Source organism: Tepidimonas sp., assembly GCF_046292505.1.
GTDB lineage: Bacteria > Pseudomonadota > Gammaproteobacteria > Burkholderiales > Burkholderiaceae_C > Tepidimonas.
Map to the genome: position 1 here is coordinate 19,666 of NZ_JBKBQX010000010.1, position 12,707 is coordinate 32,372.

Here is a 12,707-nt window from a genome sequence, read left to right on the forward strand (position 1 = left end):
GCTCACTTCAGACGTAGGCCGGGACCATGCAGGTCTTGTGTTCGACGTGGTGGACGAACTCGTGGCGGAAGTGTTTGATCATCCCGCGCACCGGCATCGCCGCCGCGTCGCCCAGCGCACAGATCGTGCGGCCCATGATGTTTTCGGCCACGTTGTCGAGCAGGTCGAGATCGCTGGGGCGACCCTGGCCGTTCTCGATGCGATCGACCACCCGCCACAGCCAGCCCGTGCCTTCGCGGCACGGCGTGCACTGGCCGCAGGACTCGTGCATGTAGAAGTAGCTCAGCCGCTGCAGCGACTTGACCATGCAGCGCGTGTCGTCCATCACGATGACGGCGCCCGACCCCAGCATGGAGCCCGCTTTGGCGATGGCGTCGTAGTCCATCGTGCAGTCCATCATGATCGAAGCGGGCAGCACTGGCGCCGAGGACCCACCCGGAATCACCGCTTTGAGCTGACGCCCGGCGCGCACGCCACCGGCCAACTCCAGCAGTTTGGCAAACGGCGTGCCCAGGGGAATTTCGTAGTTGCCGGGCCGCTCGACGTCCCCGCTGACCGAGAAGATCTTGGTGCCGCCGTTGTTGGGCTTGCCGACTTCCAGATAGGCCTGGCCGCCGTTGCGGATGATCCAGGGTACCGCGGCGAAGGTCTCGGTGTTGTTGATGGTGGTCGGCTTGCCGTACAGGCCAAAGCTGGCCGGAAACGGCGGCTTGAAGCGCGGTTGACCCTTTTTGCCCTCCAGCGACTCGAGCAGCGCGGTCTCTTCCCCGCAGATGTAGGCGCCGAACCCGTGGTGGGCGTAAAGCTGGAAGCTGAAACCGCTGCCCAGGATGTCGTCGCCCAAGTAGCCGGCGGCACGCGCCTCTTCCAGCGCGGCCTCGAAGCGCTCGTAAACCTGGAAGATTTCCCCGTGGATGTAGTTGTAGCCGACCGAGATGCCCATGGCATACGCCGCGATCGCCATGCCCTCGATGACGATGTGCGGGTTGTGCATCAGGATGTCGCGGTCCTTGCAGGTGCCGGGTTCGCCCTCGTCCGAATTGCACACGAGGTACTTTTGGCCCGGAAACTGGCGCGGCATGAAGCTCCACTTGAGTCCGGTGGGGAAGCCCGCGCCACCGCGCCCGCGCAGGGCGCTGGCCTTGACCTCGGCAATCACTTGATCGGGCGTCAGGCCCTCGCCGCCGTCCTTGCCCAGGATGCGGCGCAGCGCCTGGTACCCGCCGCGCGCCTCGTAGTCCTTCAGGCGCCAGTTGGTACCGTCCAGACCCGCGTAGATCTGCGGCTGGATGTGGCGGCCGTGGAAGCAGGTTTGCACACCGGTCGCCTGGAACTGCTGCAGGAGTTGGTTGACGTTCATGCCTGGCCCTCCGCAGCCGTGGCGCGCAGGCCGTCGACCAGTTGGTCCAGCCGCTCGGTCGTCATGAAGCTGCACATGTGGCGGTCGTTGACCAGCATCACCGGCGCATCGGCGCAGGCACCCAGGCACTCACAGGGCTGCAGGGTGAAGATGCCGTCGGCCGTGGTCTCGCCCGGGCGAATGCCCAGCTTGTCGGCCAGATACTGCAGCGCCTTGGCGCCGTCACGCAACTGGCACGGCAGGTTGGTGCAGACGTTGAGCTTGAACCGCCCGACCGGCTGCTGGTTGTACATGTTGTAGAAGGTCGTGACCTCGTGCACGGCAATCGGGGCCATGCCCAGGTAATCGGCCACGGCCCGCTCGGCGGCCGGGCTGACCCAGCCCTGCTCCTGCTGCACGATGGCCAGACACGCCATCACCGCGGACTGACGCTGGTCGGCCGGGTATTTGGCGACCTCGCGCGCGAACCGGGCCAGCGTCGCCTCGGACAGCACCATCGGCTCGACGGTGCGGGATTCGGTGCTCATCGGTCGATCTCTCCAAACACGATGTCCATGGTGCCGATGATGGCCACGGCGTCGGCCAGCATGTGGCCGCGCGCCATCTCGTCGAGACAGGACAGATGGGCGAAGCCCGGTGCGCGGATCTTCAGGCGGTACGGTTTGTTGGCACCGTCGCTGACCAAGTAGATGCCGAACTCGCCCTTGGGATGCTCGACCGCCGCATAGGCCTCACCCTCGGGGACGTGGAAGCCTTCGGTGAAGAGCTTGAAGTGGTGGATCAGCTCTTCCATGTTGGCCTTCATCGCCTCGCGTTTGGGCGGTGCGACCTTGGTGTTGTCGGTGATGACCGGCCCCGGGTTGGCGCGCAGCCAGTCCACGCACTGCTTGATGATGCGGTTGGACTGGCGCATCTCCTCCATGCGCACGAGGTAGCGGTCGTAGGTGTCACCCGTCTTGCCCACGGGGATGTCGAAGTCGAGCCGGTCGTACACCTCGTAAGGCTGCTTTTTGCGCAGGTCCCAGGCGATGCCGGAGCCGCGCAACATGGGGCCGGTCATGCCCATGGCCAGCGCCTTCTCGGGCGACACGACACCGATACCCACGGTGCGCTGCTTCCAAATGCGGTTGTCGGTCAGCAGCGTGTGGTACTCCTCCAGGTACTTGGGGAAACGCTGCGTGAAGTCGTCGATGAAGTCCAGCAGCGAACCCTGGCGGTTCTGGTTGAGTTCCTCCAGCGCACGCGCGTTGCGAATCTTGCTGACCTTGTACTGCGGCATCGTGTCCGGCAGGTCGCGGTAGACCCCGCCAGGGCGGAAATAGGCCGCGTGCATGCGCGCGCCGGACACGGCCTCGTACATGTCGAACAGGTCCTCGCGCTCGCGGAAGCAGTACAACAGGATCGTGGAGCTGCCGCAGTCGTTGCCGTGCGAGCCCAACCACATCAGGTGGTTGAGCAGACGCGTGATTTCGGCAAACATCACGCGGATGTACTGCGCGCGGATGGGCACCTCGATGCCCAGCAGCTTTTCGATCGCCAGGCAGTAGGCGTGCTCGTTGCACATCATCGAGACGTAGTCCAGCCGGTCCATGTACGGCAGCGACTGGATGAACGTCTTGTGCTCGGCGAGCTTTTCGGTGGCGCGGTGCAGCAGACCGATGTGCGGGTCGGCGCGCTGCACGACCTCGCCGTCGAGCTCCAGCACCAAACGCAGCACGCCGTGCGCGGCCGGGTGCTGCGGACCGAAGTTCAGGGTGTAGTTCTTGATGTCAGCCATGACGGATCTACCCTCGGGGCGCGCGGCCCGTCAGTGCAGCCCCCCGTACGCGTCTTCGCGGATGATGCGCGGGGTAATTTCGCGCGGCTCGATCGTGACCGGCTCGTAGATGACACGCCGCCGCTCGGGGTCGTAGCGCATCTCGACGTGGCCGGACAGGGGGAAGTCTTTGCGGAACGGGTGGCCAATGAAGCCGTAATCGGTGAGGATGCGACGCAGATCCGCATGGCCTTCGAACACGATGCCGAACAGGTCGAACGCTTCGCGCTCGTACCAGTTGGCCGAGGGCCAGACCGACGTCACAGAGTCGATGACTGGAAAGTCGTCATCGGGGCAGAAGGTGCGCACCCGCACGCGCTGGTTCAGGCTGACCGACAGCAGATGGGACACGACGGCGAAGCGCGGACCTTCCCAGGCGCCGTCGCGATAGGTCGAATAATCCACACCACACAAGTCGAGCAGTTGCTCGAAGCGGCAACCCGGGGCGTCGCGCAGGATGCGCATGGCCTCGAGGTACTGCGACGCCGGCACCACCACGGTCACCTCACCGCGGGACAGGGTCACGCTCTGGGCCCGCTCGCCGAGGGCGGCGGCCACGGCGTCGCGTACCGCCTCCTCCGCCGGACGGACGGATTGGGAAGCGAGCGCCGCCCAGTCGGCGGCTTGCATCGTCGAGGTCATGGATATTCCTCCTCAGGCACCGCGCCGGGTCGCCCCGTCAGACACGGGCGATGGTGTTGGTGCGGCGAATCTTGTGCTGCAACTGGATGATCCCGTACAGCAGCGCCTCGGCCGTCGGGGGGCAGCCCGGCACATACACATCGACGGGCACGATGCGGTCGCAGCCGCGCACCACGGAGTAGCTGTAGTGGTAGTACCCGCCACCGTTGGCGCACGACCCCATGGACAGCACCCACCGCGGCTCGGCCATCTGGTCGTACACCTTGCGCAGCGCGGGCGCCATCTTGTTGCACAGCGTGCCGGCGACGATCATCAGATCGGATTGCCGGGGGCTGGCACGGAACACCTCGGCACCAAAGCGGGCGATGTCGTAGCGCGCCGTCGCGGCGTGCATCATCTCCACCGCGCAGCACGCCAGCCCGAAGGTCATCGGCCACAGCGATCCGGTCTTGGCCCAGTTCACCACGGCGTCATAGCTGGTGGTGAAAAAGCCTTCCTTGAACACGCCTTCGATCATCTGTCGCTCCCAGGTACTGCCTGTCGTTTCGCCTACCGTGCCGCCTTTCGCGCCGACTCACTCCCAGTCGAGCGCGCCCTTCTTCCACTCGTAGACGAAACCCACCACGAGGATCATCAGGAACATCACACCCGCCCAGAAGCCCGTCGCACCGATGTCGGCAAACGCCACCGCCCAGGGAATCAAAAAGGCGATTTCCAGATCGAACAGGATGAACAGGATGGCCACGAGGTAATAGCGCACATCGAACTTCATGCGCGCGTCCTCGAAGGCCTCGAAACCGCATTCGTAGGGGGAGTTTTTCTCGGGATCCGGACGATTCGGGCCGAGCAAGTAACCAAATACCTGTGGGAGTACTCCGACACCCAAGCCCACCAGAATGAACAGAAATACGGGAAGGTACTGCTCAAGGCTCACAGGCGTCTCCGGAAAAAAGCGCCCTGCGGGCGCTTCATCGGTATCTGGATTGGTGCCGACGGCGAGACTCGAACTCGCACAGCTTTCGCCACTACCCCCTCAAGATAGCGTGTCTACCAATTCCACCACGTCGGCAAGGGGACATCGTCGAGCGCTGGATTTGGCTGCACCGCTCCAGCTGCGAACCGTGCATCGACGATATTGGAGATTGTACCCGGAAAAGTTCCCCTTTCCGGGGCACGCGGGCGCGGTCGCCCGCGACTGCGGTCTCACTGACCCGGAATCTGCGCCGCCCCCCCTGCCGGCGACTGGGCCGGGGCGGTGCCAGAGGCGCCAGGGGTTACCGGAGCGGCCGGCGCCACCGGGACGGCCGGCACGCTTTCGAGCACGCTGCCGGAGCCAGTGGCCTTCGGGCGCTGGTAGCCCATGAAAGCCAGCGCCAGCGTCGAGGCGAGGAAGACCGTCGCCAGCACGGCCGTGCTGCGCGACAGGAAATTGGCACCGCCCGACGCGCCGAACAGGCTGGCCGACGCCCCACCCCCAAACGCCGCACCGGCGTCGGCGCCCTTGCCGTGCTGCACCAGCACCAGACCGATCATGGCCAGTGCGGACAGCACCTGCACCACCATCAACAACGTGAACAGCACGTTCATGAAGACTCCTGAAAGTTGACAAACAATCCGATCGGCGCACCCCGGTCAGGGCGCCGCCGCGATGATGTGGAGGAACTCGGTGGCCTTGAGCGACGCGCTGCCGATGAGTCCCCCGTCGATGTCGGGCTGGGCCAGCAGCGCCGCGGCGTTGGCGGCGTTCATGCTGCCGCCGTAGAGGATGCGCACGCGCCGGTCACTGGTCGCCGCCGCGCGCAGTTGCGCGCGCAGCACGGCGTGGACCGCCTGGGCCTGCTCGGGCGTGGCGGTGCGCCCCGTGCCGATCGCCCAGACCGGCTCGTAGGCGACCACGATTTCGGTGACGCAATGGCCCACGGCATGGATGACCGCGGCGAGCTGGCGCTTGACGACCAGTTCGGTGTCGCCCTGCGCGCGCTGGGCCTCCGTCTCGCCGACGCACACGATGGGGGTAATGCCGCAGGCCAGCGCGCGCTGCGCCTTGCGGGCGACCGCCTCGTCCGTCTCGCCATGGTACTGGCGCCGCTCGGAATGGCCGACGATGACCCAGCGGCAGCCGAAGTCGCGCAGCATCGTCGCGCTGACCTCGCCGGTGTAGGGGCCGGCCTCATGCGCCGAGACGTCCTGCGCCCCCCAGGTCACGGGGCTGCCGGCGCACAAGGCCTGCGCCTGCCCCAAATACGGGGCCGGCACGCACACGGCCACATCGGCGCGCGCACCGGCCGCCAACCCGTCGCGCAACGCGCGCAGCAACGCGTCGTTGTCGGCCAGGTTGCCGTGCATTTTCCAGTTGCCCGCGATCAGCTTGCGCACCCCAATCCTCCTGCGCGGCGTCAGGCCGCGGCACCCGTCCAGTCGAGCACGATCTTGCCGATGTGCTGGTTGCTCTCCATCAGGGCATGGGCGTGCGCCGCCTGCCCAGCCGGAAAGACGCGGTGCACCACCGGGCGGATCGCCCCGCGCTCGATGAGCGGCCAGACGTGCTGGCGCAGTTCACGCGCGATGGCGGCCTTGAACGCCACCGACCGTGGGCGCAAGGTGGAGCCGGTGATGGTCAGGCGCCGGCGCAGCACTTTGCCTGCGTCGAACGCTGCGTCGGTTCCGCCCTGCACCGCGATGATGACCAGCCGGCCGTCCTCGGCCAGGCAGTCGATCTCCCGCGCGACGTAGGGACCTGCGACCATGTCGAGGATCACGTCGACGCCCCGCCCACCCGTCAGCCGCGCCACTTCGGCCACGAAGTCCTGACTGCGGTACAGGATGGCCTGGTCGGCGCCCAGGCGCACACAGGCCTCGGCCTTTTCAGCCGAGCCGACCGTCACCAGCACGCGCGCGCCCATGGCGCGCGCCATCTGGATGGCCGTCACGCCGATGCCGCTGGAGCCCCCCTGCACCAGCAGGGTCTCACCGGCCTGCAGGCGACCGCGGTCGAAAACGTTGCTCCAGACGGTGAAGAAGGTTTCCGGAATGCCCGCAGCCTCGACATCGCTCCAGCCACGCGGAATGGGCAGACACTGGCCGATCGGGGCCACACAATACTCGGCGTAGCCCCCGCCCGCCACCAGCGCACAGACGCGATCGCCGATGCGCAAGCCCGCGGCTTCCATCGCCTCGACATCACCGCTGTCGATGACACCCGCCACCTCCAGCCCCGGCAGATCGGGCGCCCCGGGCGGCGGGGCGTACTGGCCGCGCCGCTGCAGCACATCGGGCCGATTGACGCCCGAAGCGCTGACGCGGATGCGCACCTCGCCCTCGCCCGCTTCCGGACGCGGTCGCTGCACCAAACGCAGCACGTCCGGCGCACCGTAGGCGGAGATCTCGATCGCGTGCATCAGCGGGGCCACGGGACACCTCCTGCCGGCCAAACCCGGCTCACTGCTGTTGCTGCTGCTGGGCGGCCGATTCGCCACGGTCCAGCAGGGCCTTCATCGACAGCTTGATGCGGCCCTTGTCGTCGGTCTCGAGCACCTTGACCTTGACGATCTGCCCTTCCTGCAGAAAGTCCGACACCTTCTCGACGCGCTGGTGGGCGATCTGGCTGATGTGCAGCAGACCGTCCTTGCCGGGCAGGATGTTGACCAGAGCGCCAAAGTCCAGAATCTTGGTCACCGGGCCTTCGTAAATCTGACCGACCTCCACCTCGGCGGTGATCTCTTCGATGCGGCGGCGCGCCTCGGCCGCGCGGTCGGCGTCGGTGGAGGCGATGGTGATGGTGCCGTCCTCGGCGATGTCGATCGTCGTGCCGGTCTCTTCGGTCAGCGCGCGGATGGTGGCGCCGCCCTTGCCGATCACGTCGCGGATCTTCTCCGGGTTGATCTTCATGGTGTACAGGCGCGGCGCGTAGGCCGAGATGTCCTCGCGCGCGCCGGCAATGGCGCTTTGCATCTTGTCCAGGATGTGCAGCCGCGCCTCCTTGGCCTGGGCCAGCGCCACCTGCATGATCTCCTTGGTGATGCCCTGGATCTTGATGTCCATCTGCAGCGCCGTGACGCCCTGCGTGGTGCCGGCGACCTTGAAGTCCATGTCGCCCAGGTGGTCCTCGTCACCCAGGATGTCGGTCAGCACCGCGAAGCGGTTGCCTTCCTTGATCAGGCCCATGGCGATGCCGGCCACGTGCGCCTTCATGGGCACGCCGGCGTCCATCAGCGCCAGGCATCCACCGCAGACGGTGGCCATCGACGAGGAGCCGTTCGATTCGGTCACCTCGGAGACGACGCGGATGGTGTACGGGAACTCGTCCTTGCTTGGCAGGCAGGCCACCAGCGCGCGCTTGGCGAGGCGGCCATGACCGATCTCGCGCCGCTTCGGCGCGCCGACACGCCCCGTCTCGCCGGTGGCGAACGGCGGCATGTTGTAGTGCAGCATGAAGCGGTCTTGGTATTCGCCCGACAGCGCATCGATGATCTGCGCGTCGCGCTCGGTGCCCAGGGTGGCGATGACCAGCGCCTGCGTCTCGCCGCGGGTGAACAGCGCCGAGCCGTGCGTGCGCGGCAGCACGCCGGTGCGGATCTCGATCGGGCGCACGGTGCGCGTGTCGCGCCCGTCGATGCGCGGCTCGCCGCTCAGGATCTGCTGGCGCACGATGCGCGCCTCGATCTCGAACAGCAGACCATCGACCTTGACCTCGTCGAACGCCATGCCCTGCTCGGCGAGGCCCGCCTTGACGGCGGCGTAGGCCTCGCGGCAGGCTTGGGTGCGCGCCTGCTTGTTGCGGATCTGGTAGGCCGCGCGCAGCCGCTCTTCGCCCAGCTCGGTGACCTTGGCGATCAGCGCCTCGTCACGCGCCGGCGGCTGCCAGTTCCAGGCCGGCTTGCCGGCCGCGCGCACCAGGTCGTTGATGGCGGCGATCGCGATGTTGCCCTGCTCGTGGCCAAAGACGACCGCGCCCAGCATCACTTCTTCGGTGAGTTGGTCGGCCTCCGACTCCACCATCAGCACCGCCGATTCGGTGCCCGCCACGACCAAATCCAGGCGCGAATTGGCCTTGTCCGCCGGGCTGGGGTTGAGCACGTACTCGCCATTGATGTAACCGACGCGCGCCGCACCGATCGGGCCGTTGAACGGGATGCCGCTGATGGCCAGCGCGGCGCTGGAGGCGATCATCGCCGGGATGTCGGCGTCCACGTCCGGATTGAGCGACAGCGTGTGGACGACGATCTGCACCTCGTTGAAGAAGCCATCCGGAAACAGCGGCCGGATCGGACGGTCGATCAGACGGCTGGTCAGCGTCTCGTACTCGCTCGGACGGCCCTCGCGCTTGAAGAAGCTGCCGGGAATCTTGCCGGCGGCATAAGCTTTTTCGACGTAATCGACGGTCAGCGGGAAGAAGTCCTGGCCGGGCTTGGCCTCGGGGCGAGCGACGACGGTGGCCAGCACGACGGTGCCGTCCATGTCGAGCAGCACGGCGCCGGTGGCCTGGCGCGCGATCTCGCCGGTCTCCATCGTGACCGTGTGACGGCCCCACTGGAAGGTCTTGGTGTGTTTCTGAAACAGGCTCATGGATGCAACTCCTGGAGAGGATGGCCGCCAGCGTCAGAACACGATGCCATTCCAGCGCGGCCCCAGACGGACGGGACGGCATTGGAATGACACAGCTTCGCTCTGGGCCGCTGTGGCCGCAGTGCCCTCAGGCCGGATCGACCCTCAGGCGGGAAAAACGGTCGTGATGCAACAAAAAGCGCCCTGGACCGACGGCCGGCCCCGGGCGCTTGACGTGCATGGCGGGCATACACCCGATGGCGTGGTCGATCGCCGATTACTTGCGCAGGCCCAGCTTCTGGATCAGCGCGACATAGCGGTCGGCGTCCTTGGCCTTCAGGTAGTCGAGCAGCTTGCGGCGGCGGCTCACCAGCTTGAGCAGGCCGCGGCGACCGTGGTGGTCCTTGGCGTGGGTCTTGAAGTGGGGGGTCAGCTCGTTGATGCGGGCCGTCAGCAGCGCGACCTGAACCTCGGGGCTGCCCGTGTCGTTGGGGCCACGGGCGTTGTCGGCGATGACTTTGGCTTTGACGTCGGAAGCAATCATGGATACCTCGGATAAACATGCGACCTGCCGCAGGTGAGCGCTTGACCGCCCATGGGATGACACCCATGGGACGGCGCGTTGCCGCAGCGGGCGTGATGCGCCCCGCACGACGCAGGGCAGCCGCACATTATAGCCGCAACCAATCCCGCAGGCGGTCGACGCCCTGCTGCAAGCGCGCCGGATCGCGGCTGGCAAAGCACCAGCGCAGCCACCCCCGGCCGGCGTCGCCGAAGGCGCTGCCGGGCGCGAGCCCCAGGCCCGCCTCCCGCACGAGCTGCTTGGCCAGCGTCAGATCGTCATCGCCCCGCCCGGACAAGCGGAAGAACACATACATGCCCCCCGGGGGCGGCGCCGCCTGCACGCCCGGCAGTGCCGTCAACGCCGCCAGCAGGGTGTCGCGCCCCTGCCGAAAGCGCGCCACCAGCGGCGGCACCAGCTCGTGCGCCTGTTGCAAGGCCGCCAGCGCCCCCCGCTGGACGAACACCGGCGCGCAGCTCGTGTTGTACTCGACCAGCTTGCCCAGCGCGTGGGTCAACGACGGCGGCAGGACCAGCCAGCCCAGGCGCCATCCGGTCATCAAAAAGCTTTTGGAGAAGCTGTGCGCGACGATCAGCCGATCCTCGGGTTGGGCCAGATCGAGAAAGCTCGGCGCGCAGGCGGTGTCGCCAGCGCCTTCGCCATCGGGGTAATACAAACGCTCGTACACCTCGTCGGCCACAATCCACGTCCCCGTGCTGCGGCAGCGGGCCAGAATCGCCGCCTGCTCGCGGGCGTCGAGCGTCCAGCCCGTGGGGTTGTTGGGCGAGTTGACGACCAGCAGCCGGGTCGCCGGGGTGATGGTGCCCAGCAGCGCGGGTAGGTCCAGCCGCCAGTGGCCGTGCGCGTTCGGCGCCAGTGACACGGTGCGCACCCGCGCCCCCAGAATGCGCGGCTGGGCGACCAGATTGGGCCAGGCTGGCTCGACGACGACCACCTCGTCGCCCGCATCGACCAGCGCCTGGGCCGCCAGCATCAGGCCGCTGACGCCGCCGGACGTGACCGCGATCCGGCCAAACCACTCGGCGGCCTGACGGGATTGGGCCGGATGGGTGTGTGCCATGTAGGCGGCGATCGCCTCGCGCAGCTCCGGCAACCCCAGGTTGTGGGCATAAAAGGTCTCGCCCGCCTGCAGCGACGCGATGGCCGCGGCGCGCACGACCTCGGGCGTGACTTCGTCGCTCTCGCCAAACCAGAAACGCAACACATCGGGACGGCCAAGACCGGCATTGGCCACCTCTCGGATGCGGGATTCTTCGAGCGCGGCGACGACGGAACGCATGGCGGAAAACTCCTCCGGGTCGCGGGCGGCCCGGCTTCAGGGACGGGTCATCCGGCAGGCATGGGGTTGCTCGGCCGCGGCGGCATCCAGCCGCTGCAGCACCCGAAAGCCATACCCCGACCCCTCGACGTCGAACGGCACGCCGGGGGCGCCCTGCCGGTCCATGACGGCGACCATCAACGGCTGCTGGGCCTGATGGTCGGCCGCCCGCATGCGCAGGCGCTGCCCGGCCAAGGCGACATCCGCCTGCTCCAGCGCCCGCGCGATGCGCGCCGCCCCCGGCAGTGTAGCCGCACTGCCCGCAGCGGCCCCCGTGCGGCCCGCGGATTCGATGGCCTGGGCCAGCGCCTCGACCATGAGCTGCATCCGCATGTGCACATAGTCGTCCGCGGGGTTGGGGAAGCGCTGCCGAAAAGCCTCGTAGAAGCGGCGCGACTCCGCACCCGGCGCGTTGGGGAACCAGTCCGCCACCGCAATCACCTTGCCGATGCCCGCGTCGCCGATGGCGGCGGGCGCCCCCAGCGCATTGCCGTAGAAGGTGTAGAACTTGCCTTCGAAACCCACCTCGCGCGCGGCGCGCACCAGCAGCGTCAGGTCATTGCCCCAGTTGCCGGTGATGACCGCCTGGGCACCGCTGGCCTTGATCTTGGTGACGTAGGGCAAAAAATCCTTGATGCGCGCCATGGGGTGCAGCTCCTCCCCCACGATGCGCACATCGGGGCGCTGCAGGGCGAGCTGGCGCCGGGCCTCCCGCAGCACCGCCTGGCCAAAGCTGTAGTCCTGCCCGATCAGGTAGACGCTGCGCACCTCGGTATCGGCCTTGAGCACACTCATCAGCGCCGCCATGCGCATGTCCGCGTGGGCGTCGAAGCGAAAGTGCCAGAAGCTGCAGCGCTCGTTGGTGAGGATGGGATCGACCGCCGAGTAGTTGAGGAACAGCACCTGCCGTTGCGGCTCGCGCTCGTTGTGGCGGTTGATGGCCTCGATCAGGGCCGCGGCCACCGCGGACGAGTTGCCTTGTGCGATCAGGGTGATGCCATCGTCGAGTGCGGCTTGCAGCGCCGACAGCGCCTCCTGCGGCTGCCCTTTGCTGTCGTAGCGCACGATCTGCAGCGGCCGACGCACCCCGGGAGCGACTTCGATGCCGCCACGGGCGTTGACACGTTCGGCCGCCCACACCAGATTGCGAAACACCGCCTCGCCGGTGTTGCCCATCGGGCCGGAAAGCGTTTCGATCAGGGCCAGCCGGATGGCCCCATCCCCGCGCCCCGCCGCCGACTGGGCGGACACCGCCCCGATCCATCCCGCCAACCCCAGTGCGCCGGCGCGCACCAACCACTGTCGCCGTCCCGCGTGCCGTCCATGCGTCATGCGTTCGATTCCTTTCTCTGTGTCGTGTTCGCCGGATCGCGGCCGGGATCGACCCCGCGCATCGCCATGCCGTGCGGGGCGGATTCTAGCGGGAAAACCCATTAATAATTCA

Annotated in this window: 12 protein-coding genes, 1 tRNA gene and 1 pseudogene; all 14 read right to left on the reverse strand. The window is 67.4% G+C overall.

Annotated elements, in window-relative coordinates; translation table 11 throughout:
* Positions 1 to 7: 7 nt before the first annotated feature.
* Positions 8 to 1,360: an NADH-quinone oxidoreductase subunit NuoF gene (nuoF, locus tag ACK4TH_RS06435; RefSeq protein WP_409623993.1), complete on the reverse strand. Its 1,353-nt coding sequence runs from the start codon at positions 1,358 to 1,360 to the stop codon at positions 8 to 10.
* Entirely contained in the window at positions 1,357 to 1,887 is a 531-nt protein-coding gene (gene nuoE, locus ACK4TH_RS06440; RefSeq protein WP_409623995.1) for an NADH-quinone oxidoreductase subunit NuoE, read from the reverse strand. Before nuoE ends, nuoF begins: the two co-directional genes overlap by 4 nt.
* Entirely contained in the window at positions 1,884 to 3,137 is a 1,254-nt protein-coding gene (locus ACK4TH_RS06445; RefSeq protein WP_409623997.1) for an NADH-quinone oxidoreductase subunit D, read from the reverse strand. Before ACK4TH_RS06445 ends, nuoE begins: the two co-directional genes overlap by 4 nt.
* Before the next feature lie 30 nt (positions 3,138 to 3,167).
* Positions 3,168 to 3,806: an NADH-quinone oxidoreductase subunit C gene (locus ACK4TH_RS06450; protein ID WP_409624075.1), complete on the reverse strand. Its 639-nt coding sequence runs from the start codon at positions 3,804 to 3,806 to the stop codon at positions 3,168 to 3,170.
* 49 nt (positions 3,807 to 3,855) lie between these two features.
* Complete coding sequence (locus ACK4TH_RS06455) at positions 3,856 to 4,335, reverse strand: NuoB/complex I 20 kDa subunit family protein (protein ID WP_068609170.1); 480 nt, start codon at positions 4,333 to 4,335, stop codon at positions 3,856 to 3,858.
* A 57-nt stretch (positions 4,336 to 4,392) separates the two neighbouring features.
* The gene (locus ACK4TH_RS06460; protein WP_334153716.1) at positions 4,393 to 4,752 is read right to left on the reverse strand and encodes an NADH-quinone oxidoreductase subunit A; all 360 of its coding nucleotides are present in this window, start codon (positions 4,750 to 4,752) and stop codon (positions 4,393 to 4,395) included.
* Positions 4,753 to 4,802: 50 nt separating this feature from the next.
* Positions 4,803 to 4,887, reverse strand: a tRNA-Leu gene (locus ACK4TH_RS06465).
* Positions 4,888 to 5,021: 134 nt separating this feature from the next.
* Positions 5,022 to 5,405, reverse strand: coding sequence for a preprotein translocase subunit SecG (secG, locus tag ACK4TH_RS06470; RefSeq protein WP_409624000.1), 384 nt, complete (start codon positions 5,403 to 5,405; stop codon positions 5,022 to 5,024).
* A 45-nt stretch (positions 5,406 to 5,450) separates the two neighbouring features.
* Entirely contained in the window at positions 5,451 to 6,200 is a 750-nt protein-coding gene (gene tpiA, locus ACK4TH_RS06475) for a triose-phosphate isomerase (protein ID WP_409624077.1), read from the reverse strand.
* Positions 6,201 to 6,214: 14 nt separating this feature from the next.
* Positions 6,215 to 7,216, reverse strand: coding sequence for an NAD(P)H-quinone oxidoreductase (locus ACK4TH_RS06480; protein WP_409624079.1), 1,002 nt, complete (start codon positions 7,214 to 7,216; stop codon positions 6,215 to 6,217).
* A gap of 40 nt (positions 7,217 to 7,256) precedes the next feature.
* Positions 7,257 to 9,383, reverse strand: coding sequence for a polyribonucleotide nucleotidyltransferase (gene pnp / locus ACK4TH_RS06485; protein ID WP_409624002.1), 2,127 nt, complete (start codon positions 9,381 to 9,383; stop codon positions 7,257 to 7,259).
* Positions 9,384 to 9,639: 256 nt separating this feature from the next.
* A complete protein-coding gene (gene rpsO, locus ACK4TH_RS06490; RefSeq protein WP_068609165.1) occupies positions 9,640 to 9,906 on the reverse strand; it encodes a 30S ribosomal protein S15 in 267 nt (88 codons plus the stop codon).
* A 127-nt stretch (positions 9,907 to 10,033) separates the two neighbouring features.
* Positions 10,034 to 11,251: pseudogene (locus ACK4TH_RS06495) on the reverse strand (pyridoxal phosphate-dependent aminotransferase); the annotation flags it as partial.
* A 9-nt stretch (positions 11,252 to 11,260) separates the two neighbouring features.
* Entirely contained in the window at positions 11,261 to 12,595 is a 1,335-nt protein-coding gene (locus tag ACK4TH_RS06500; protein WP_409624004.1) for a branched-chain amino acid ABC transporter substrate-binding protein, read from the reverse strand.
* Positions 12,596 to 12,707: the final 112 nt, after the last annotated feature.